At 64.7% G+C, this 22,176-nt stretch carries 19 protein-coding genes and 1 pseudogene; 10 read left to right on the top strand and 10 right to left on the bottom strand.

Translation table 11 applies throughout. The features are described 5' to 3' along the window. Positions 1-37 precede the first annotated feature (37 nt). Complete coding sequence (locus CRO48_RS00300) at positions 38-2,998, bottom strand: calcium-binding protein (protein WP_097136028.1); 2,961 nt, start codon at positions 2,996-2,998, stop codon at positions 38-40. Positions 2,999-3,206: 208 nt separating this feature from the next. Here CRO48_RS00300 and CRO48_RS00295 point away from each other — a divergent pair, with 208 nt between their 5' ends. Beyond that, complete coding sequence (locus CRO48_RS00295) at positions 3,207-5,195, top strand: adenylate/guanylate cyclase domain-containing protein (RefSeq protein WP_097135307.1); 1,989 nt, start codon at positions 3,207-3,209, stop codon at positions 5,193-5,195. Positions 5,196-5,215: 20 nt separating this feature from the next. On the opposite strand, the gene CRO48_RS00290 is transcribed toward CRO48_RS00295, so the two are convergent. Further along, positions 5,216-5,764, bottom strand: coding sequence for a cupin domain-containing protein (locus tag CRO48_RS00290; protein ID WP_097135305.1), 549 nt, complete (start codon positions 5,762-5,764; stop codon positions 5,216-5,218). Between the two features lie 161 nt (positions 5,765-5,925). Here CRO48_RS00290 and CRO48_RS00285 point away from each other — a divergent pair, with 161 nt between their 5' ends. Then, positions 5,926-7,263: an aspartate aminotransferase family protein gene (locus CRO48_RS00285; protein WP_097135303.1), complete on the top strand. Its 1,338-nt coding sequence runs from the start codon at positions 5,926-5,928 to the stop codon at positions 7,261-7,263. Between the two features lie 82 nt (positions 7,264-7,345). Here CRO48_RS00285 and CRO48_RS00280 read toward each other — a convergent pair whose 3' ends face one another. Next, entirely contained in the window at positions 7,346-8,149 is an 804-nt protein-coding gene (locus tag CRO48_RS00280; RefSeq protein WP_176526602.1) for a hypothetical protein, read from the bottom strand. 362 nt (positions 8,150-8,511) lie between these two features. Here CRO48_RS00280 and CRO48_RS32740 point away from each other — a divergent pair. Together CRO48_RS32740 and CRO48_RS00270 are read left to right on the top strand one after the other, a co-directional pair. After that, a pseudogene (locus tag CRO48_RS32740) lies at positions 8,512-8,643 on the top strand (dihydrofolate reductase family protein); the annotation flags it as partial. A 97-nt stretch (positions 8,644-8,740) separates the two neighbouring features. After that, entirely contained in the window at positions 8,741-9,400 is a 660-nt protein-coding gene (locus CRO48_RS00270) for a glutathione S-transferase family protein (protein WP_097135301.1), read from the top strand. Positions 9,401-9,564: 164 nt separating this feature from the next. On the opposite strand, the gene CRO48_RS00265 is transcribed toward CRO48_RS00270, so the two are convergent. The 6 genes from CRO48_RS00265 to CRO48_RS00235 form a co-directional block, all read right to left on the bottom strand. After that, a complete protein-coding gene (locus tag CRO48_RS00265) occupies positions 9,565-10,650 on the bottom strand; it encodes an ABC transporter ATP-binding protein (RefSeq protein WP_097135299.1) in 1,086 nt (361 codons plus the stop codon). 5 nt (positions 10,651-10,655) lie between these two features. Next, complete coding sequence (locus CRO48_RS00260; protein ID WP_097135297.1) at positions 10,656-11,489, bottom strand: carbohydrate ABC transporter permease; 834 nt, start codon at positions 11,487-11,489, stop codon at positions 10,656-10,658. Positions 11,490-11,493: 4 nt separating this feature from the next. Further along, positions 11,494-12,414 (bottom strand): carbohydrate ABC transporter permease, encoded by a 921-nt coding sequence (locus tag CRO48_RS00255; protein WP_097135295.1) that lies wholly within the window; start codon positions 12,412-12,414, stop codon positions 11,494-11,496. 292 nt (positions 12,415-12,706) lie between these two features. Beyond that, positions 12,707-13,966 carry an ABC transporter substrate-binding protein gene (locus tag CRO48_RS00245; protein WP_097135293.1) on the bottom strand — a complete coding sequence of 420 codons (1,260 nt, stop codon included), beginning with the start codon at positions 13,964-13,966 and terminating at the stop codon, positions 12,707-12,709. A gap of 36 nt (positions 13,967-14,002) precedes the next feature. After that, on the bottom strand, positions 14,003-15,175 hold the full coding sequence (locus tag CRO48_RS00240) for a PLP-dependent transferase (protein ID WP_097135291.1): 1,173 nt from the start codon (positions 15,173-15,175) through the stop codon (positions 14,003-14,005). Then, positions 15,172-15,894: a FadR/GntR family transcriptional regulator gene (locus CRO48_RS00235; protein ID WP_176526601.1), complete on the bottom strand. Its 723-nt coding sequence runs from the start codon at positions 15,892-15,894 to the stop codon at positions 15,172-15,174. The genes CRO48_RS00240 and CRO48_RS00235 overlap by 4 nt, the downstream gene beginning before the upstream one ends. 242 nt (positions 15,895-16,136) lie before the next feature. On the opposite strand from CRO48_RS00235, the gene CRO48_RS00230 reads away from it, so the two are divergent. The 3 genes from CRO48_RS00230 (at position 16,137) to CRO48_RS00225 (ending at position 18,624) form a co-directional block, all read left to right on the top strand. After that, positions 16,137-17,504, top strand: coding sequence for an FAD-binding oxidoreductase (locus CRO48_RS00230; RefSeq protein WP_097135289.1), 1,368 nt, complete (start codon positions 16,137-16,139; stop codon positions 17,502-17,504). Positions 17,505-17,597: 93 nt separating this feature from the next. Continuing rightward, positions 17,598-17,753, top strand: coding sequence for a hypothetical protein (locus CRO48_RS31985; RefSeq protein ID WP_176526600.1), 156 nt, complete (start codon positions 17,598-17,600; stop codon positions 17,751-17,753). A 124-nt stretch (positions 17,754-17,877) separates the two neighbouring features. Beyond that, a complete protein-coding gene (locus CRO48_RS00225) occupies positions 17,878-18,624 on the top strand; it encodes an SDR family oxidoreductase (RefSeq protein WP_097135287.1) in 747 nt (248 codons plus the stop codon). Positions 18,625-18,757: 133 nt separating this feature from the next. On the opposite strand, the gene tsaA is transcribed toward CRO48_RS00225, so the two are convergent. Next, positions 18,758-19,276, bottom strand: coding sequence for a tRNA (N6-threonylcarbamoyladenosine(37)-N6)-methyltransferase TrmO (gene tsaA, locus CRO48_RS00220; protein ID WP_097135285.1), 519 nt, complete (start codon positions 19,274-19,276; stop codon positions 18,758-18,760). A gap of 171 nt (positions 19,277-19,447) precedes the next feature. Between tsaA and modA the strand changes: the two genes are divergently transcribed. The 3 genes from modA to modC all read left to right on the top strand — a co-directional run bounded on the left by modA (position 19,448) and on the right by modC (position 22,174). Further along, positions 19,448-20,242 carry a molybdate ABC transporter substrate-binding protein gene (gene modA / locus CRO48_RS00215; RefSeq protein WP_097135283.1) on the top strand — a complete coding sequence of 265 codons (795 nt, stop codon included), beginning with the start codon at positions 19,448-19,450 and terminating at the stop codon, positions 20,240-20,242. 112 nt (positions 20,243-20,354) lie between these two features. Then, positions 20,355-21,101, top strand: coding sequence for a molybdate ABC transporter permease subunit (modB, locus tag CRO48_RS00210; RefSeq protein WP_097135281.1), 747 nt, complete (start codon positions 20,355-20,357; stop codon positions 21,099-21,101). Beyond that, the gene (gene modC, locus CRO48_RS00205; protein ID WP_097135279.1) at positions 21,098-22,174 is read left to right on the top strand and encodes a molybdenum ABC transporter ATP-binding protein; all 1,077 of its coding nucleotides are present in this window, start codon (positions 21,098-21,100) and stop codon (positions 22,172-22,174) included. The genes modB and modC overlap by 4 nt, the downstream gene beginning before the upstream one ends. Positions 22,175-22,176 lie beyond the last annotated feature (2 nt).

Raw genomic sequence — 22,176 nt, 5'->3', positions numbered from 1 at the left:
CCCGCGGCCCACCCAGGCAGTTAATCCGGCAAACCGATCAGATCAGGATGAAATCGCTGGCCGAAAGCGAGGTCACCTTGCCGAGGGTGGCGACGAGCACGCCATCGGCCTCGTTGCCCGTGCCGTCCGCATCGTACCAGAGGCGGCCATTGTCCTTTTCAAAGAAGAACTGCGGGGCGGAGCCCGTGGCTTTCAGATCGTTGCCGGAATAGAGCGCGAGCTTGGAAATGCCGAAGATGCTCTTGTCGATCATCAGCTTGTCCTCGCCGCGCTTGAAGTCGGTGATGAGGTCGCCGGAACCGATCGCCTCGGAGGAGGCGTAGATGAACTGGTCGGCGCCCGCGCCGCCCGTCAGCATGTCGCCGTCGCCACCCCCCTCCAGCTTGTCGTTGCCGGCGCGGCCGTCGAGCTTGTCGTCGCCGAGCCCGCCCCTGAGCGTGTTGCTCGTCGCGTTGCCGAGGATGGTGTCGTCGGTTTGGCGACCGGTCACGTTTTCGATGCTCGACAGCGACAGGCCGGTGGCGACGCCGCCATTGCGGGCGTTGTTTTCCAGGTCGATGATCACCGATTTGTCGGAGACGATGTCGAATTCGAGCGTGTCTACGCCCGATCCGCCGGAGAAGTAGTCGGCGCCACTCTCGTCGGTGTAGCGGGTGAACCAGTCGTTGCCGGCCTCGCCATAGAGCTTGTCGTTGCCGGCGCCGTCGACGAGATAGTCGTTGGCGCCGCCGCCCTTCAGTGTGTCGTTGCCGGCGCCGCCGTGGAGGTAGTCGACATCGCTGCCGCCTGTCACCACGTCCTTTCCGCTGCCGCCGAGATAGTCGATCGCCTCCATGCCGGCAAACGAGGTCTTCGCATTGACCTTGACCAGGCCGTCGGTCAGCACGAATGAGACGTCGAAGGTCTCTTCCTTCAGGTCGACGACGACACGATCCTCCCCGCTACCGCCGGAGGCGTAGTCGTTGACGTTCATGAAGATCACGTCGTTGCCCTTTTCGCCGTAGAGCATGTCGCGGTCGTTGTCCTTGATGCCGCCGCTGCCGTAGATCGTGTCGTTGCCGTCGCCGCCATAGATCTTGTCGGCACCGTACCATCCGGTCAGTTCGTCATTGCCGCCAAGCCCCTTCAGCGTATCGTTGCCGCTCATGCCGTTCAGGTAGTCGGAAAGCTTGCCGCCTGTCAGCGTGTCGTGGCCCTGGCCCGAGGAAATGTGCACGCTCTCAAAGTTCTTCGCGGTAACACCACCATTGACGAGGGTGGCTTTGGAAGACAGCGTGAACGACAGGTTGGCCTTGCTGTCATAGCGGTTGATCCAGAGGATATCCGTGCCCGAGCCGCCGTCGGCGGTGAACCGGCCAGCGGTGGAGCCGCCGGCATTGTTGATGGTGACGGTGTCGTTGCCCGCCCCGCCCAAAAGCGTCGAGAGCCCGTTGCCGGTTTGCGTTTCCGCAGAGAGATAGTCGTTGCCATTGCCGCCGTCGAGCAGGTTGGTGCCGCCACCGGAATCGATGAGGCGATCGTCGCCGTCACCGCCCTTCACGGTGTCGCTGCCTGAGGTGGAATAGAACTGGTCGTTGCCCTTCCCCCCGGTCATGCGGTTATTGCCGCTGCCCGCGTTGAAATCGACGTGCGCCGCCGTTCCTGCGGAGAGGACGTCGCTGCCGCTGCCCGTGACGACGGTGAAGCTGTCGCCGTCGGTGACCACGCTGCCGTCGGAAAGCTTGGCTGTATTGCCCGAGACGCTGAAGGTGAGATTGCTCTTGATGTCGGAGCGGGTGATCCACACTGAATCGTAGCCCTTGCCGGCCTTGATCGTATCCTTGCCGCCGCTGCCGACGATCAGCAGGTCGTTGCCGTCGCCGCCGTCGAGGTAGTCGATGCCAAGTCCGCCATCGAGATGATCGTTACCGCCAAGCCCGATCAGCGTGTCGTTGCCCGACATCCCGGAAAGCGTATCGTTTCCGGCCCCGCCGGTGAACTTCTCCGCCTTCTCCGTTCCACTCAGCGAATAGTTCTCGAAGTTGACGAACGTCGTGCCGTTGGAGAGCGTCTGCTTGATCGACGAAGCCTTGGCGGTGAAGGTGCCCGACAGGCCGCTCAGGACGAGGGTATCGGTGCCCGTGCCGCCGTCGAGGACGTCCCTGCCGGCGCCGGCCCAGCTTTCCAAGTTGTGGCTGATCGTGTCGTTGCCCGAGCCACCGCGCACCGTGTCGTCGTCGCTATCGCCCGACAAGAAGTCGGCGCCGGAACCACCGTCGATCAGGTCGCGGCCGCGGCCGCCCTGGACGGTGTCGTTGCCGCTGTCGCCGAACATCTTGTCGTTGCCTTCGTGGCCGTAGATGTAGTCGTCGTTGGCGCCGCCATAGAGGGTATCGTTGCCCTCTTCGCCGGAGAGCCAGTCGCGCCCGTAGCCGCCCTCTATCGTGTCGTCGCCCGCCTCGCCCAAAAGGGAATCGCTGCCGTTGCCGCCATGGATCTTGTCGTTTCCATCCCCGCCGGCAAGCCAGTCGTCGCCGATCTCTCCCTTCAGGACGTCGTTTCCGGCACCGCCCTCGAACCAGTCCTTCCAGCGGCCGCCGACAAAGGTGTCGTCGTAGTTGCTTCCGGTGAGGTCGAAGCGCTCGACATTGACGATGGTGGCCCCGAGCACCGATCGGGAGACGGCGGGGTCGAAGGCGGTGAACGAGACCCCCCTGGCGGAGGCGGCAAAATTGATCGCAAGCTCGTCGTAGCCAAGGCCGCCGTCGATCCTGTCGCCCGCCAGCGCACCGACTGAAAGATTGACGATACTATCGTCGCCGGTGCCGGCGCTGATCTTGTCCGCGCCCAGGCGGCCCTCGATGGTGTCCTTGCCGGAACCGGTGCTCAGCGTATTGCCGAGGTCGTCACCATAGACGATCTGATCGCCGACCCCGGGGATGGTATAGCCGGCAGCGGCGCCGGCAGTCTGTGCGGATATCGCCTGCATCTGGGCGATCAGCTTGAATTTTTTGCTCATGGCATCCTCGATCGTTTGGGTTGCAACGCCGATACGACGTGCGTCCATTGCTAGAGCGCGGGAGAGCAGGACGTTGTTACTGCAGTAACAGGAGGGGGCGGGACGCCTTTTTACGTTGCGCCGCGACTCCGCGAATCTTATCAATGGGATCGCGCCCGGATTTGCCGATGGCGGTCGATCGGGCGGCAGGGAACGTAAGGGGCGCAGAATGGCGGACAGCGACAGAGACGTTGCGGCTGTACCGAAGAAGGGGATGTGGCGGGGATCGCTGCGGACACTTCTCAGCGCTGTGATGGTCGCGATCCTGCTTGCAGTCTCCGGCAGCCTGATCGGGCTCGATTACTACCGCGCCCGCAATGCCGCCATCGAGTCCGCAGAAGGCCACATGCGCGGCTTCGAGGACCGGCTGATCTCACGCATGCAGAGCCTGTCCGGCGACACGGGGGGGCTGGTGAACCTGATCGTGTCGATCGCCAACTCCTTCCTCGCCGATCCCTCCGAGCGTATCAACGACAAGGTGACCATTCTACGGGCGGCGCTCGCGCGCTCGCCGCAGATCGACGGGCTCTATGCCGGCTATCCGGATGGCGGCTTCTTCCATGCCGTCAACCTGTCGTCGAACGACTGGCGCACCCTCCTCAGGGCGCCGCCGAACGCGTCGATGGCCGTTCGCATCCTCAACCGCGGCGAAAGCGGGCCGATCGGGCATGTTCTCTTCTTCGACGCCGCCGGCAAGCAACTGCTTCGCCGGACCCTCACCGGCTGGGACTACGACCCGCGGCAGCGCCCGTGGTATCGCGCAGCTGCGGGTGGCACCGGACCGGTCGCGACCGGCCCCTACAGCACGGCGACGACGAAATCGCTCGCGATGACGATTTCGCAGGCACACAAGGGCAATCCGGAGATCGTCGTCGGCGCCGACGTGGTGCTCGACCGCATCACCCGCTTCATCGCCAGCGAACGCCTGACGCCGACGGCGGTGGCCTTCGTGGTCGATGCCGACAAGAAGCTGCTCATCCACTCCGACCGCCGGCTGATGCAGGCGATCGCCGCATCCAAAAGCGAGCGTGACTTCGATCCCGCCGACCTGCAGGATCCGCTGATCGAGGCGATCAAGGCGCATCCCCCGGCGCTCGACAAGATGGAGATGATCGAGGCGGCGGGCAGGCGCTGGGTCGTACTCGGATCCGAAGTCGATGGAGCGATGCTGTTTCCCGGCCACATCGCCGTCATCGCCGCCCCGGTCGACGAGCTCATGGCTCCGGCCATTCGCGGCCTCTATCAGGGGCTCGCCATCTCCGGCGCGATCGTCATCCTTGCCATTGCCGGCACGCTGCTTCTGGCGCACCTCATCACCAAGTCGCTGAACCAGCTGACCGACAGCGCCCACCGCCTGCAGGACCTGGACTTCCGTACCCCGATCGACGTGCCGACGCATGTGCGCGAGATCGCCACGCTCGGCGGCGCGATGAACCGGGCGCGGGACGCCATCTTCACTTTCGGTCTCTATGTGCCCAAGGAACTGGTGCGCAAGGGCATGGAATCCGGCGAGTTTTCCGGACGAACGGCGCGGCGCCAGGACGTTACCGCCGTCTTCACGGATATCTATGATTTCACGACGATCAGCGAGCGGCATTCGCCGGAAGAAGTCGTCGGCATGCTGTCGGAGTATTTCGACATCCTGAACGACACCGTGAATGCGCATGGCGGCACGATCATCCAGTTCCTCGGCGATTCGATCTTTGCCATGTGGAACGCGCCGGAACCCGATCCGGACCATGCGGGGAACGCCTGCCGTGGGGCGCTTGCCATGCGGTCGCGCATCGACGCCTTCAACGAGAACCAGCGCCGGCGGGGGCTGCCGGAATTCCGCACCCGCTTCGGCATCCATTCCGGAACCGCCGTCGTCGGCAGCGTCGGTGCGAACGACCGGCTGCAATATACGGCAATGGGCGACAGCATCAACGTCGCCTCAAGGCTGGAGGGAATGAACAAAAGCTATGGCACGGTGATCCTTGCCAGCGGCGCGGTCGTGGCGCAGTGCCGTGACAAGATCCGCTTCCGGCCGCTCGGACAGGGGCAGGCGAAGGGCCGGAGCACCGCGCTGGAACTCTACGAGGTCATCGGAATTATCGAGGGCGCGGACAACAGGCAGCGCGTCGAGGAAGCCCCGCACGGCGCCCCGTCGCGCCGGTAGCCTGTGCCGCCGAACGCGGCTCAGAATGTCGGCGGCGTGCAGGCGCTGATCACCTCGCAGGGCACCGGCCCGACGCAGCGGAAACGATGGGGGCGGCGGCTCTCGAAATAGTAGGCGTCGCCCGGGCCGAGGATTCGCCGTTCGTCGTCCACGGTCACTTCGAGGCGGCCGGACAGCACGATGCCGCCCTCCTCCCCCTCATGCACCAGCGGAACCTTGCCGGTATCGGCGCCCGGCTGATAGCACTCCTTGAGAATCTGCAGACTGCGGCCGAACAGGTTTTCGCCGACCTGCCGGTAGGAGATCGGCCCCTTGCCGATCTCGACAAGTTCGTCGGCGCGATAGAAGGCCTGCTTGGGGCGATCGGGCTCGAAGGCGAAAAATTCCGCAAGCCCGATGGGAATCCCGTCCAGTATCCGCTTAAGTGCGCCAACCGAGGGATTGGAGGCATTCGACTCGATCAGCGAGATCGTCGAGTTCGTCACGCCGGCGCGCTTGGCAAGCTCGCGCTGGGAGAAATTGTGCGCCATGCGCAGGCTGCGCAGCCTGTTTCCTATGTCGACCGACATGCGACCTCCCGCCGTACAACCACTGCCTGTTTCGATTGTTCGAAATATCGAAACATTGGACCGGCAGACCCATATTTTTCAATGCCTTCATAGCAAGTAGAAAAGGACTTGTTCAAGATCGCAAAGCATGACCTCAATCGTGCCAGCCAGAGGAGATCTCCATGAACGTTCACAACAAGCCCAACGCGCCGGTGCTCGACAGCTACTGGATGCCGTTCACCGCCAACCGCCAGTTCAAGGCAGCCCCCCGCCTGCTCGCCGGTGCCGAGGGCATGCACTACACCACGCATGACGGCCGCAAGGTGCTGGACGGCACGGCGGGGCTCTGGTGCGTCAACGCCGGCCACGGCCGCCGCCAGATCGCCGCCGCCGTCGAGCGCCAACTGTCGACGCTGGACTATGCGCCGTCCTTCCAGATGGGGCACCCGATCGCCTTCGACTTCGCCGAGCGGCTGGCGGAGATCGCGCCCGGGCCTGCCGGCGCCAAGCTCGACCGCATCTTCTATACCGGCTCGGGTTCGGAATCGGTCGATACCGCGCTGAAGATCGCGATCGCCTACCAGCGCGCGATCGGCCAGGGCACGCGGACGCGCCTGATCGGCCGCGAGCGCGGCTATCACGGCGTCGGCTTCGGCGGGATTTCGGTCGGCGGCCTCGTCAACAATCGCCGCGTCTTCCCACAGCTTCCCGGCTCCGATCACCTGCGTCACACGCACGATCTTGCGAAGAACGCCTATGCGAAAGGCCAGCCCGAGCACGGTGCGGAACTGGCCGACGACCTCGAAAGGCTGGTGGCACTGCATGGTGCGGAGACGATCGCCGCCTGCATCGTCGAGCCGGTCGCCGGCTCCACCGGCGTGCTGGTGCCGCCGAAGGGCTATCTCGAGCGGCTGCGGTCGATCTGCGACAAGCACGGTATCATCCTCATCTTCGACGAAGTCATCACCGGCTTCGGCCGCCTCGGTGCGCCGTTCGCCACGGATTTCTTCGGCGTCACGCCCGATATCGTCACCACGGCCAAGGGCCTGACCAACGGCGCGATCCCGATGGGCGCGGTGTTCACCAGCCGCAAGGTTCACGACGCGCTGATGCAGGGCCCGGAGGGCGCGATCGAGCTGTTCCACGGCTACACCTATTCCGGCCATCCGGCCGCCTGCGCTGCCGGCATCGCCACGCTCGACATCTATCGCGACGAGGGCCTGCTCACGCGCGCCGCCGACCTGCAGGACGACTGGCACGCGGCGATGCACTCGCTGAAGGGCCTGCCGCATGTCATCGACATCCGCACGATCGGACTGATTGCCGGCATCGAGCTGTCGTCGCGCGACGGTGCCGTGGGCGCGCGGGCCTACGACGTCTTCGTCGACTGCTTCGAAAAGGGCCTGCTGATCCGCGTCACCGGCGACATCATCGCATTCTCACCGCCGCTGATCGCCGAGAAGATGCACTTCGAGGAAATCGTCTCGGTCCTGGGCGAGGCGCTGAAGCGGGCGAAGTGACCAGCGCGCCATGACATTCGAAAGGCCGGTCTGCGAGGACCGGCCTTTTCCTGTCACCAGAGCATCCCATCGAGCGGACGCTCTAGAACTTGACGGCGAGGCCGATGATCGGCCCCTGCTCAACGACATCGAAGACGAAGCCGTCATTGCTGTAGTCGACGCCGAGCGCGCGGTAGCCGATGACCGACGAGAAGGTATCGTTGAACTTGTAGCCGACCGTCGCCGCGACGTCCCAGTCGATATCCGCACCACCGCCACCGACAATGCCCCAACCGGTCAGGAAGAGATTCGGCGTGAGGAAATAGGTGCCCTTCACGCCGCCGACGGCGTCCACCCAGGTCTCGCCGTCGCTTGTCGAGCGGCCGTCGAGCAGGCCGCCGCTGAGGGAAATCGTCGTATCGACCGACCAGACGCGAACGCCGCCGACGATATCGAGGTTGCCGGTATTGTCCTTCAGGAGCGAGTAGCCGACGCCGAGAAGACCCGCGAAGGTCTCGGAATCGACTTCCGCATCGTCGGCCGCAATACCTCTGGGCGTGCCGGCAGTTCCGGACAACTTTACATAAATGAGGTCCGAGAAGACGCTATAGCGATCATATCGGGCTTCACCGATCGCCATTGCCGCGAAATCGAGATGATCCCAGATGTCGCCAAAGGACGCGTCCACATCGACGGTGGGTTGGAAACGGCCGATGTTCATTCCGACGTCCCCGGACAATCCTGCAGCCCAGAAATAGGGGGCAAAGGTAAAGGTCCAGCCGCTTTCGGTTTCGACCTGCTGGGCCTCCGGGGTCATCGCGACCGGACCGATGTCGGCCGCCACGGCGCCCTGGCCAAGCATGCACAGCCCCATGCAAAAGAAAGTCGACGCAATGCGATGTTTCATGTGGCTCTCCTCGATCGCCTCACCCGAGCGATCATCTATCCCCTGTCGCTCCGGTGCGACCCGGTCCCCACAGGCCCAGTCCCACTGCATCCACCCGGAGCCTCGCCCACTGACGATTCGTCGCAGCCGATGCCGCACATGACAGCAACAGAACGCATGTTTGACAAGGAAATCCGCCTGCCTGCCCGCCGCGGCAGCGCAATCGGCCGAAGGATGCGACAGAAATCACGCACTTTTGGCGGCGCAGCAGTCAACCGGTCGCTTTCCGAGCCGAGCTTGTCGGAGCCGGGGGCAGAGATACGTCCTTGAACCAGACACGCACCGGTCGCACAGGGAGAGATGAGGAAGATCATTGTCGGCGCGTCTACTCCAGGGCCTCGCCGCTGGGCGTGACGATGAACAGATATGTCCGTTCCGGCGACGCAAGGACAGGGTCGTTCGAATTCGACGAGCCGACGGCTGCGGAGCTGGAGCGCCGGCGGAAGCTGACCTGACCGGCGAGGCCGGAAGCGGGGTACGGCTCAATCTGATTGCAAAATGCAATCAGTATTGCTAGCCTTTCGGCATTGAGGAGATGGACGGGAGGACGACGTGAAACCCATTCTCTACGCACACCCTTTCTCGGCCTATTGCCAGAAGGTGCTGATCGCGCTCTACGAAAACGAGATCCCTTTCGAGTTCCGCCTGCTGGCCCAGGAACATCCGGACGTGCTCGCCGAATTCGAGGCGCTGTGGCCGGTGAAGCGCTTTCCCGTCCTCGTCGACGGCGAAAAGACGCTGCTGGAGGCGACCATCATCATCGAATATCTCGACCAGGCCTTTCCGGGGCCGTTCAAGCCGATCCCGAGTGCGGCCGATGCGGCGCTGGAGGTGCGGATGCTCGACCGGATCTTCGACAACTACGTCATGACCCCGATGCAGAAGATCGTGTTCGACGCGATCAGGCCCGCAGCCGACCGCGACGCCCACGGCGTGGCGGATGCCCGCACGATGCTCGATCGCGCCTATCTCTGGCTCGACCGGAAACTGGAGGGACGCTCATGGGCCGCCGGCGACGGTTTCAGCCTCGCCGATTGCGCGGCCGCGCCGGCGCTCTTCTATTCCGACTGGACACATGCAATCGACCGCAAGTTCGAAAACCTGCGCGCCTACCGCGACCGCCTGCGCGCCCGCCCTTCCTTCGCCCGGGCGGTGGACGAGGCACGGCCGTTTCGCAAGCTGTTCCCGCTCGGCGCGCCGGATCGCGATTGAGTGGCGGCCTCTGCCTCTCATCCGGCGCCCCTTTTTCACAGCGGGCAGGAAGGCCGGTCCCGTCCCGCATCCGCCAGCCTGCACCTTCTGCCCGCAGGCGGGGCGAGGGTCAGGTCACGATCAGGGTCACGGGCAATCATTTCGCGCGGCGGTCGCCGACGACTTCAATCCGCCCGGTTGCCCGCCTCGTCGAAGACGTGCAGGTGCTTTTGCGGAAAGTCGACGCGGACCGTGGGGCCGGCAGAGAGTGCGTCGCGGTCGAGCGTGAAGATCTTGAACGGGAGGCCATGCAGGGACAGGTGGAGGATGATACCGAAGCCCGTGGGTTCGACGAGGTCAACGCCGGCCTCCAGCATGCCGTTTTCGGCGATGACGACGTGCTCGGGGCGAATGCCGAGCGTCGCTGCGGCGTCCGGTGCGAGACCGGCGCGAGGTGCGACCGGGACCACCGTGCCGTCCGAAAGCCGGATGCCCGCCCCCTCGCCTGCAGCCCCTGCCCCTCCTCCGACCACATATCGGCCCTCGAGGAAATTCATGCCCGGCGAGCCGATGAAGCCTGCGACGAAGAGATTTGCAGGGGTGTCGTAGAGTTCCAGCGGCGTGCCGACCTGCTGGACGATGCCGCCATGCATGGCGACGATGCGGTCGGCGAGCGTCATCGCCTCGATCTGGTCGTGGGTGACGTAGATCGAGGTGGCCTTAAGGTCGGCGTGCAGCTTCTTGATCTCGGCGCGCATCTGCTCGCGCAGGCGGGCGTCGAGGTTCGACAGCGGCTCGTCGAACAGGAAGGCCTTGGGCTGGCGGACGATGGCGCGCCCCATGGCGACGCGCTGCCGCTGGCCGCCGGACAATGCCTTCGGCCGGCGCTCCAGAAGCGGATCGAGCCCGAGTTTTTTGGCGGCGCTGCCGACGGCACTGGCGATCTTCTCCTTCGCCGTCTTCCTCAGCCGCAGGCTGTAGCTCATGTTGTCCGCCACGCTCATGTGCGGATAGAGCGCGTAGGACTGGAACACCATGGCGATGTCGCGGTCCTTGGGTGCCAGATCGTTGACGCGGTTGCCGGAGATGCGGATCTCCCCGCCGGTCACCTCCTCCAGTCCCGCAATCATCCGCAGCAGCGTGGACTTGCCGCAGCCGGAGGGGCCGACGAGGACGATGAACTCGCCATCCTTGATCTCAAGGTCGACGCCGTGCAGGACGGGAAACGAGCCGTAGCTCTTGCGGACGCTTTCGATATCGATGGAAGCCATGGCCATTATCCCTTGACCGCGCCGGCCGTCAGGCCCTGCACGAGATAGCGCTGGATGAGGAGGAAGAACAGGCAGGCCGGGATCAGCGCGAGCACGCCGGCGGCCATCATCTGCCCGAAGTCCACGGAGAACTTGGAGACGAAGGTGAGAAGCCCGACCGGGAACGTCGCCGCGTCGTTGCCGGAGATCAGCATCAGCGCGAACAGAAGCTCGCTCCAGGCGGCGGTGAAGACGAAGCCGAGGGTGGCGGCGATGCCCGGCAGCGTCAGCGGCAGGATGATCTGGCGGAAGGCCACGAACTGGGTGGCGCCGTCGATCATCGCCGCCTCCTCCAGGTCCTTCGGAATGCCGTCGAAGAAGGACTGCATCAGGAAGGTGGCGAAGGGGACGTTGAAGGCGGAGTAGACGATGACGAGGCCGGTCAGGCTGTTGGTCAGCCCTAGCGGCGACAGCATCTTGAAGATCGGCGCCACCAGCATGACCAGCGGGAACATCTGGGTGATCAGCATCAGCGCCACGATCCAGTACTTCGCCCGGAAGGAGAAGCGCGACAGCGCGTAGCCGGACAGCGAGGCGAGGATGGTGACGACGACGGCCGTGGCGCCGGCGACGATCAGGCTGTTCTTGAAGAAGGTCGGAAAGGCGCTGTGGGCGATGACGAAATTGAAATGCTCGAACGTCATCCGCGACGGCCACATGCGCACGCCCTCGCTGTAGAGCAGGTCGTTCGGCGTAACCGAGACCTTCAGGAGCCAGAATAGCGGAAAGAGCGCGAAGACGACATAGGCGAGGATCGCCAGACGATGCGCACCGGTGAGGAGGAGGCTGCGGGTTCTCATTGGCTCAGCCCTTGTTCAGCATGGTCTGGCGAAGCAGCACGATCAGCATCGAATAGACGAGCAGCAGTGCCAGCAGCACGAGCGCGATCGCAGAGGCATAGCCGAAATCGAGCCGCTTGAACGCCTGGGTGAAAATGTAGCTCGCCACGATCTGGGTGCGGTCGGCCGGGCCGCCATTGGTCATGACGACGATCAGGTCGGCGAAGTTGGAGATCCAGACGGTGCGGAGAAGCACGGTGATGGCGATCGTCGGCGCGAGAAAGGGCAGCGTGATCGACATGAACCGCTGGACGGGGCCGGCACCGTCGATCGAGGCGGCTTCGTAAAGATCGCGCGGGATCGCCTGCAGGGCGGCAAGGAGCGTAATGGCGAAGAAGGGGATGCCCCACCAGACGTTCGCCGCGATCGGCCCCCACATGGCAAGATGCGGATCGGAAAGGATGTTGTGCGGCTCATCCATCAGGCCGAGCGCGGTGAACCAGTGCGGCAGCGGGCCGATGACCGGATTGAACAGCCAGGCCCAGTTGAGACCGGCGAGGAAGCTCGGCACCGCCCAGGGAAGAAAGACCAACGCCTGTACGAGGCCGCGACCATAGAACGGCTTGTCGAGCAGGAGCGCGAGGATCAGGCCGAAGGTGAACTGCAAAAAGACCGAGGCACCGGTCCACCACAGCGTGTTGCGCAGCGCGCCGTAAAAGGCCTCGTCCTGGCCCAGAGCGCGGAAATGGTCGAGGCCGACGAAGCCGCCGGAAAACGGGTTCAAAAGCTGGATGTCCCGGAAGGCATAGGAGATGCCGACAACGAGCGGCACAAGCATGACCGCAACGATCAGGATCAGCGCCGGCGCACTGTAGAGATAGGGCTCCGAGGCATCGGCAAGCCGCTTTTTCAGCGGCGGGCGATGCTTTTTGATCGGCTGGTGCATTGTCGCAAGTCTTCCATTGTCGTCTTGGTGCCGGCGCGCAAGGATCGGCGCGCATAAGAATCTTGCCCGACGCGGCCATGGAGAAAGGCTGGCGCTACCCCTCATCCGCCTGCCGGCACTTTCTCCCCGCAAGCGGGGAGAAGGGCGATCGCCGCAACGTTGCCAGTCCCCTCTCCCCGCTTGCGGGGAGAGGGCCTAGGGTGAGGGGCCGTCTGTGGCGGCGCGTGGGAGCGCTGAGGTCGGCCACGATATGGGCCAGACATACGCTCGCACCGCTACCGACACCCCAAACCTACTTCTTCGCCAGATACTTCTGTTGCGCCTTGGTCAGGTACTCGGCCCACTGGTCGGCCAGTTCCTGCGGCGTGATCTCGCCAAGCAGCGCCTTCTGCGAGGTCTGGATCACCAGCGAGTCCTTGAAGAAGGCGAACTCCTCGAGGTAGGTCGGCATCACCGTCGGCACGGCGTCCTTGTCCTCAAGCTCGGCAAACCAGCCCTTGAACTGCTCGCTGGCATAGAAGGGATCCTTCTCGGCGGAGGTGTGGACCGGCAGCGCGCCGGTGCGCTTGTTCCACTCGATGTTGCCTTGCGGGCCTTCCAGCGTCTCGATCAGCTTCCAGGAGAGGTCCTTGTTCTCGCTCGCCGCCATCATCGACCAGCCGGCATAGCCGATGGTCGGGAAGGTCTTGCCGGACGGGCCCTTCGGCATGGTGATGATGCCGTAGTCCTCGGCCTTCATGCGCTCGGCGATCGCGATCAGCGCGTCGGGGTCCTGGTCGAGGAAGGCGCAGGTGCCGCTGTAGAAGCCGGCGACGATCTCGTTGAAGCCCCAGTTGACGCTGTCCTTGGGCGCATAGCCGTTCTTGTAGAGATCGATCAGCCAGGTCAGGCCCTTGACCCAGCCCTCGCTGTTCATGGTCGAGGTGCCGTCCTCGTTGAAGAACTTGTTGTCGCCGGCCATGGTGGCGCCGAACATCATCCAGCCGTTGAGGCCGCCCGGGCCGCCGCGCAGGCAGTAGCCGGACTTGCCGGGGAGTGCGGAGACCTTCTTGGCGGCTTCCGCGAATTCGTCCATCGTCTTGGGCGGCTCGGAGACGCCGGCTTCCTCAAGCAGCTTCTTGTTGTAGAACATGGCGCGCAGATAGAAGCCGTAGGGCAGCATGTAGGCGGTGTCGTTGACGTCGCGGCCGAGTTCGAGCGCGCGGGCCGTCAGGCCCGAGGTGTGCTCCCATTTGGACAGATAGGGCTCGAGGCTCTCCAGCATGCCGTTGTTGGCATAGAGCGACAGCCAGGTGTCGGGCATTTCCATCACGTCGGGGATCTCGCCGGCGGAGACCATGGTGGCGAACTTCTGGAACGCCTCGCCCCAGGGCAGCGAGATGATCTCGACCTTGGTGCCCGGGTTCTCGGCCTCGAACTTGCCGACGATTGATTTCAGCGTCTCGGTGCGCTCGGGGCTGGTGATGACCTCGACGAGCTTCAGCGTCGTGTCGGCCAGCGCCGTCCCCGACATCATCGCGGCGAACAATGCGGCAGTCAGCAGTCTTTTCATGGTCGCTCCCCCTTGTGGGCTTTGGTTTATTGCTCTTCAGGCTTGGGAGGCGGCTGCGATCGCCGCCTCCAGATCACGCCACAGGGCCCCGGTTCCTTCGAGGCCGACGTGGAGACGCACGGACCGCGGATGGATGCCGAATGCGTGCGCGGAATTGGGCTCCGCCTTCTGCTGCAGCACGACCTCACCCGGTACGATCAGGCTCTCGTGACCGCCCCAGCTGACGCCGAGCTTGAACAGCTTCAGGCGATCGGCGAAGGCGCGGATGTCGATGCCCTCGCGGAAAATGAAGGAGAACAGGCCGGAGGTGCCCGTCAGGCCCGGCGGCAGGCGGTTGGCAAGCGCGGGATGCTGGACGCTCTCGACAACGTCCAGCGCCTGGAGCCGGCGTGCAATCTCCAGCGCCGAGGCCTCGTGCGCCTTCATGCGGATCGGCAGCGTGCGCAGGCCGCGCACCAGCAGCCACGCATCGAAGGGCGACAGCTTGCCGCCGAGATAGGGATAGGCCTCGGCGCGGATGCGGCCGATCAGATCCTTCGAGCCGGTGACGACGCCGGCGACCACGTCGCTGTGGCCGCCGAGATATTTCGAGGCCGAGTGCAGCACGAGGTCGACGCCGAGCGACAGCGGGCGCTGGAAGACCGGGCTTGCCCAGCTGTTGTCGATGACCGAGACGATGCCGTGGCGTTTCGCCAGCGCGGCCAGCGCGCCAACGTCGTGGACGTCCATCACCCAACTCGTCGGGCTCTCCATGTAGAAGAGCTTCGCGCCCGGAAGCGCGCGGGCGACCGCCTCCTCGTCGCGGCCGTCGACATAGGTCACCTCGACCTTCATCCGCTTCAGGATGGTGCCGAACAGGCGGAAGGCGTCGGGATAGACGTGCCTGACCGCGACGATGCGATCGCCGGGCTCGACGAAGGAGAGTACGGTGGAGGAGATCGCCGCCATGCCGCTGGCAAAGCCCATCGCGTCCTCGCCACCCTCCAGCTTCGCCAGCATCTCCTCGAAGGCGCGCACGGTCGGGTTCAGGCCGCGAGTGTAGATCGGCCGGACGATCTCGCCGCGATAGGCCGAAACCATCTCGTCATAGGAGGAGAAGGTGAACAGCGACGTCTGCACGATCGGCGGCACCACCGCCTCGAAGGCATTGGCCTCGTCGTGGGCGACGATCAGCGAGGCGAGGTCGAACGGATCGGCACCGTCAGTCATTTTGACATTTCCTTGATGTCTTCCTCGACGACATCGAGGATCTTCAGCGTTTCGCGGCGTGCGGCTTCCGTGTCCTGGGCGACGATCGCGTTGAACAGCGTGCGGTGGAAGGGAAAGGAGCGGCGAGCAAAGTCGGGCCGGTCGAACGGCTCGTCCCAGAAGCGCTCGAAGGCCTCGCGCATCTGCTCCAGAAGCTGGCGGAACAGCGGATTATGGGTGGCGTCGTAGATGGCAAGGTGAAAGGCCAGGTCTTCCGGGCCGGATGTGCCCTTGGCCAGGTGTACACGCTCCATCGCGTCGAGCTTTTCCTCGATCGTGGCCAGGTCGCTTGCGGTGCGGCGGCGGGCGGCGACCATGTTGGCCTCGCATTCGATGCCGCGGCGCACCTCCAGCGTCTGCAGCAGCGCATCGCGCAGATGAATGGCGTCGAAGGACAGCGGCATGTGGATCGTGGCGGTCGTGACGGGCTTCAGGAGATAGGTGCCGCTGCCCTTGCGCGTCTCCATGACCCCGAGGGCCTGGAAATGGCGGATGACCTCGCGGATGGTCGATCGCCCGACGGCAAGTGCGGCCATCAGCTCGCGCTCGGCCGGAAGCCGGTCGCCGGCCTTGAGGTTCGCCTGGCCGATATAGCTGGCGAGCGCCTCGGTGACCTGGCGCGCCCGGTCCATTGGCGGCAGCGGCAAAATTGCCGCCCTGGCATACATTCTCGCCGTCATGCGGCCATTCCCCGTTTGTCGCCAGCTTCTCAAAATTGGTCTGACATCTGATCATTATGAAGACACATTGCAGGGTGTCAAGGGCCCCGACAAGAATCCTGATTTTCCGTAAAACGTAGCAATTTCATCTGCTTGATCAGACGTTCACCTCAAAGTGGCGACCGGCCGCCGGCGTTGCATTCGGCGAGCGCGCCCGCTAATCACTGAAACATCCGAGTTACGCCATCGCGCAGGAAACCGACATGAGCATCATCGACGAACTGACCGAAGCGCTTGGCGCGGAGACGGTCCTCACCGGGGCAGCGATTGGCGAGCGCTACCGCAGCGACGAGAGCCTGACCGGGCGCGTGCTGCCGATGGCCGTCATCCGGCCACGGACCGTCGAGGAAGTCTCGACTGCGCTTAGGATCTGCAACGCCCACGGCCAGCCGGTCGTCCCTCAGGGCGGATTGGCCGGGCTTGCGGGCGGCGCGAACGCCTCGGGCGGAGACGTGGCGATATCGCTGGAAAACCTCGCCGGCATCGAGGAGATCGATACGGCCGCGGGCACGATGACAGTGAAGGCCGGCACCGTGCTGGAGGTGGCGCAGAACGCAGCGGCGGAGGCCGGCATGCTGCTTGCGATCGACCTCGGCGCACGCGGCAGCTGTCAGATCGGCGGCAACATCTCCACCAATGCCGGCGGCATCCGGGTTATCCGGCACGGCGTAACCCGCGACAACGTGCTGGGCCTGGAGGTGGTGCTTGCGGACGGCACCGTGCTCTCCATGCTCAACAAGATGACGAAGAACAACACCGGCTACGACCTGCGCCAGTTCTTCATCGGCGCGGAAGGAACGCTCGGCATCATCACGCGTGCCGTCGTAAAGCTGAAACCCCGGCCGCCCGCGCGCAGCACCGCACTTGTCGCGCTGGAAAACTACGATGCGGTCGTCGCGCTGCTCGGGCGCGCCCGTCGCGAACTCGAAGCGCTATCGGCTTTCGAGGCCATGTGGGAAAACTTCGTCCGCTTCAATTGCGAGGCGGCTGGGATCAGCTTCTTCGAGACGGCCTATCCGTTCCTGGTGATCGTCGAAGAAGATTCCGACGGGTCGGATGCGGCGCGCGACCGGTTCGAAGCCTTCCTCGGCCGCGCGCTGGAGGACGGCCTGATCGTCGATGCGCTCATCGCCCAGTCGGAAAAGGAAACGCAGCGCTTCTGGTCCGTGCGCGAGGCCTACATGATGGGGCAGTTGCTGCCCTCGCTGATCAATCTCGACGTCAGCCTGCCGATCGGCAGCATCGGGGACTATGCGCGGGCCTGCGAGGCAGCCCTGCTGGAGCGCTTCCCCGACGCCCACGTGTCCTTCTTCGGCCATATCGGTGACAGCAACCTGCATGTCGCCATTTCCGTCGGCGAAGCCTCGGCAGAGGAGCTGCACGCTGTCGACGAGATCGCCTACGATCTGGTGAAGGCTTTTGGGGGATCGATTTCGGCGGAACATGGAATAGGCACGTTGAAACGTCCCTATCTCGGCTGCTCGCGCAGTGCGGAGGAACTGGATGCGATGCGCCGGATCAAGTTGGCGCTGGATCCGAAGGGAATCCTCAACCCCGGCAAGGTGATCTGACACCGCAACGAAAAGATCGGCGGCGGGGTTCGCGGCCACCCGCGAGGAACCAATTCCGGCCGACTTCGTTTCGGGCCAACGAAAGGAAGCTTCATGTCGGCAAGGATACTGCTGGTCGTCCTCATCTTGATGGTCGGATCGATCATGAGCATCGTCGTGCTTCAACGTGTATCCGGCGCCGGCAGCGACAAGCAGCCGCCCGAAGGCGAATTGCTGTCGACGCCCACGCGCATGTCGCACGAGCAGTAGCCGCCTCCCCGATCTCCCCCCGGTCGCTACCCAAGCACGGCCCTCCAACACCAGCCTTCAAATCGATGTCGGCAGGCGCTAAGGAGAACCGGGCAATCAGGGGATGCAACCGCAAGGACAGCCAATGACCAAGGAAAGCAGACGCGTGCTCGTGACGGGCGCAACGCGCGGCATGGGGCTTGAGATCGCGCGCGCCTTTGCGCGTGCCGGCGAACGGGTCGTGCTGAACGGGCGGGAAGAGGCAACACTGGAAGCGCATTGCGCCGCATTGAGGGGCGAAGGTTTCGCTGCGGAAGCGCTCGCGGCCGACCTTTCCGTCGATCCCGAAGCGGTCGCCCTGCGCGCCGGCGAGAGCCTTGGCGGACTGGACGTCGTCGTCCATGCCGCCAGCCTCCGGGACCGGCGCCGGACGGAAGAGCTGGATGGTGCGGCTTTCGCCTCGCTTCTCGACGTCAATCTCACCGCTTCCTACCGGCTGGCGCGGGCCGCCCTGCCGCTGCTGCAGCGTTCGCAGGCCGGCCGGCTGGTCTTCATCACGTCGATCGCCGCCCGCATCGCCCGCGCGCCTGACCCGGCCTACACCGCCTCCAAGGGCGGGCTGGAAGCGCTCACCCGCTCGCTCGCGGTCGAGTTCGGCGCCGACAACCTGACGGTGAACGCGATCGCGCCCGGATGGTTCGTTACCGATCCGAACAGGGCGCTGTCGGAAGACCCGCAGGTGCAGTCCTTCGTCAACGTGCGCATTCCGCTGAAGCGCTGGGGACGGCCGGAAGAACTGGCGCCTGCCGCGCTTTTCCTGGCATCGCCTTCGGCGAGCTTCGTCAACGGCATCACGCTGACGGTCGACGGCGGCATGTCGGCGCAGATGTGATCGCCACCATCACCAACGCTGCCATCGAGGACTTGGCCTTGAAGGCCGGAAAGCCCGCCTGAGCGGTGATCAAGGCATCGGACGTGACGGGCACAGTTCGAAGGCCAGGCTTTGCAACGAAAGCTGTGGCGCGTCAGGCCTTCTGGCAATACGTCGCCGTTTCGCCGGTCTCATAGTCGCCCGGCTGCGGCGGGGCGATCGGCTTGAACAGCGAACGGTCGGGCTTGAGATCGAGCAGCGGCGTTCCGTCGAGGCAGTCGAGGCCGCGCACGAACAGGACGTTGCCCTCTACCCGCTCGAGGTGAACGATGGAGGTTCCGATCGGGTTCGGGCGCACGGGCGAGCGGAGCGAGAAGGTGCCGTGCACCTTGCCGTTGCTGCCGGGGCTCTGCAGCACGAGGTCGCGCCTCGAACGGTCCAGCCAGTACAGCACCTCCAGGCGCTCGAAGGCCTCGACGCCGCGCAGGGCCTGATCCCAGGGCTCGAAAATCTCGATGCGGCAGAGCGGGCCGTCGGCCCGCCCCTGACGCGGGCACAACAGCCGTTGATCCCACGGCGTGCGGATGCGCCCGATGAACACAAGGCCCGCATCGACCGGCTCCGGCGGGCTCACGGCGACTTCGTTCTGTCGGATCTCGTTTTCGCGCACCATGCCCTGCTCCCTGCCCTTGCCATTAACGCGGCTGCCTGCGCTTCCGCCCAGGCGTCACTTTCGCCTGCTCCGCGCCCACGCACAAGCGTTATATATACAAAAATATAGCACTGGCCATTTCCGGCAGGGCGCTATATTCGTTGGAATATCACGCACAACACGGAGAGGGAAATGAGCATCAACCGTCGTCACTGGCTGAGGCTTGCCGCAGCCTCGCTCACAGCCGCCTGGCTCGGCGTCTTCGCAATCGGCGCGCCGGCCATGGCGCAGGACAAGGTCACCGTCTTTGCCGCCGCCAGCCTGAAGAACGCGCTCGACGCCGCCAATGCGGCCTGGACCAAGGAGAGCGCCAAGGAAACGACGGTGTCGTATGCCGCAAGTTCGGCTCTGGCCAAGCAGATCGAAGCTGGAGCACCCGCCGACGTCTTCATCTCCGCCGACCTCGCCTGGATGGACTATGTCACCGAGAAGAGGCTGATAAAGGACGGCACGCGCTCCAACTTCCTCGGTAACCGCATCGTGCTGGTCGCGCCGAAGGATGCCGCCACGCCGGTGGAGATCAAGGACGGCTTCGACCTTGCCGCCCTCGTCGGCGACGGCAGGCTTGCCATGGGCGCAGTCGATTCCGTGCCAGCCGGCAAATACGGAAAGGCGGCACTCGTGAAACTCGGAATCTGGTCCTCCGTCGAAGACAAGGTGGCCAGCGCGGAAAGCGTTCGTGCTGCACTCGCCCTCGTCTCCCGCGGCGAAGCCCCTTACGGCATCGTCTATGCGACCGATGCCGCCGCCGATCCGGGCGTTGCCGTCGTCGGCACCTTTCCCGAGGACAGCCATCCGCCGATCATCTACCCGATTGCCATTCTCTCGGAATCCGAAAACACCGATGCCCGCGCCTATCTCGACTACCTGACGTCGGACAAGGCCGCACCGTTCTTCACCGAACAGGGCTTCACCGTCCTGAAATAGCATCTTACCGCCGCCGCGCACCGCTTGCCGGCGCGCGGCGGATCTTCCTCAAGCTATTGATCGCGATCGATTTCATGCCATTGTCCGGATTTCCCGGACCCGTCGCGCCCTGATGGCCTGCTGCGTTCGTTGCGATCGAAAATGTGAGTTGCCCGATTTGGACTGGTTTACGTTGAGCGAAGAAGAATGGACGGCAATCCGGCTCAGCCTGCTCGTCTCCACCGTTGCGGTCGCCGCAAGCCTTCCGTTCGGCATTCTCGCGGCGCTGGCGCTGTCGCGCGGCCGCTTCTGGGGTAAGTCGATCCTGAACGGCATCGTTCACCTGCCGCTGATCCTGCCGCCCGTCGTCACCGGTTTCCTGCTCCTGATCCTGTTCGGGCGAAAGGGGCCGATCGGCGCGTTTCTCGATCAGCATTTCGGCATCGTCTTCTCGTTTCGCTGGACGGGGGCGGCCCTTGCCTGCGCGGTGATGGGCTTTCCGCTGCTCGTGCGCTCCATCCGCCTCTCGCTCGACGCTGTCGATCGCAAGCTGGAGGACGCCGCCGGCACGCTGGGCGCGAACCCGGCCTGGGTCTTCCTCACAGTCACCTTTCCGCTGATCCTGCCCGGCGTGATTGCCGGTATGATCCTCTCCTTCGCCAAGGCGATGGGTGAATTCGGCGCGACGATCACCTTCGTGTCCAACATTCCCGGCGAAACGCAGACGCTGTCGGCTGCGATCTACACCTTCACGCAGGTGCCCGGCGGCGACGTGGGCGCCATGCGGCTGACGATCGTCGCCATCGTCATTTCCATGGCCGCGCTGCTCGCCTCCGAATTCATGGCGCATGCGCTGGGCAAGAAGGTGAACTTCGAATGACGCTGCTGGTCGATGTCCGCCACCGACTGGGCGCCTTTCGCCTCGAGGCAGGCTTCGCCTCCGACGGCGGGGTGACTGCGCTCTTCGGCCGTTCCGGCTCCGGCAAGACCTCGCTGATCCGGGCGATTGCCGGGCTGATCCGCCCGGACGAGGGACGGATCGTGCTGGACGGCGACGTGCTGGTCGACACAAGGCGCGACATCTTCGTGCCCAAGCACAGGCGGCGTTTCGGCTACGTATTCCAGGAAGCGCGGCTGTTTCCCCATTTCACCGTGCGCGGCAACCTCTCCTATGGCCGCTGGTTCGCACCCCGCGGCGAGGTTCCCGACAGCCAGGACCGGGTGGTTGAACTGCTCGGCATAGGCCACCTTTTGGACCGCCGCCCCGCCAATCTCTCCGGCGGCGAGCGTCAGCGCGTCGCGATCGGCCGCGCCCTGCTCTCCGCCCCTCGCCTGCTTTTGATGGACGAGCCGCTGGCCGCACTCGACGAGGAGCGCAAGGCCGAAATCCTGCCCTACCTCGAGCGACTGCGCGACGAAACGAAAGTGCCGATCGTCTATGTCAGCCATGCGGTGCACGAGGTCGCAAGGCTTGCCGACCGTGTCGTCCTGATGCGTGACGGGCTGGTTGTGGCGACGGGTCCCGTCTCCGATGTGCTCAGCGCACCCACCCTGAATTCCGGCATGGACCGCCGCGAGATGGGCAGCGTGCTTTCCGGCGTGATCGCGTCGTTCGACCCGCCGCACCGGCTGGCCACGGTGCAACTGAAAAGCAATGTCCTGCACGTGCCCAACAGCGACGTTGCCGAAGGCGCGCCCGTGCGCGTCCACATTCCCGCCCGCGACGTCATGCTGGCGATCGAGAGACCGGCCGGCCTCAGCGCGCTCAACATCCTCGACGGCAGGATCGAGACGATCGTGGCGGACAGCGACGGAATGGTCACCGTGCGGGTCGCCTGCGGCGGGGATGTCGTCCATGCCCGCATCACGGGCCTCTCCACCGAGCGGCTCGACCTGCAGCCCGGCAAGCCGGTCTTCGCCGTCATCAAGACGGTCGCGCTGGATCCCCGCTGAGG

The organism is Rhizobium subbaraonis (assembly GCF_900220975.1).
GTDB lineage: Bacteria > Pseudomonadota > Alphaproteobacteria > Rhizobiales > Rhizobiaceae > Mycoplana > Mycoplana subbaraonis.
The sequence above is the reverse complement of the archived record's forward strand: the minus strand, read 5'-3'. Positions and strand labels throughout refer to the sequence as shown.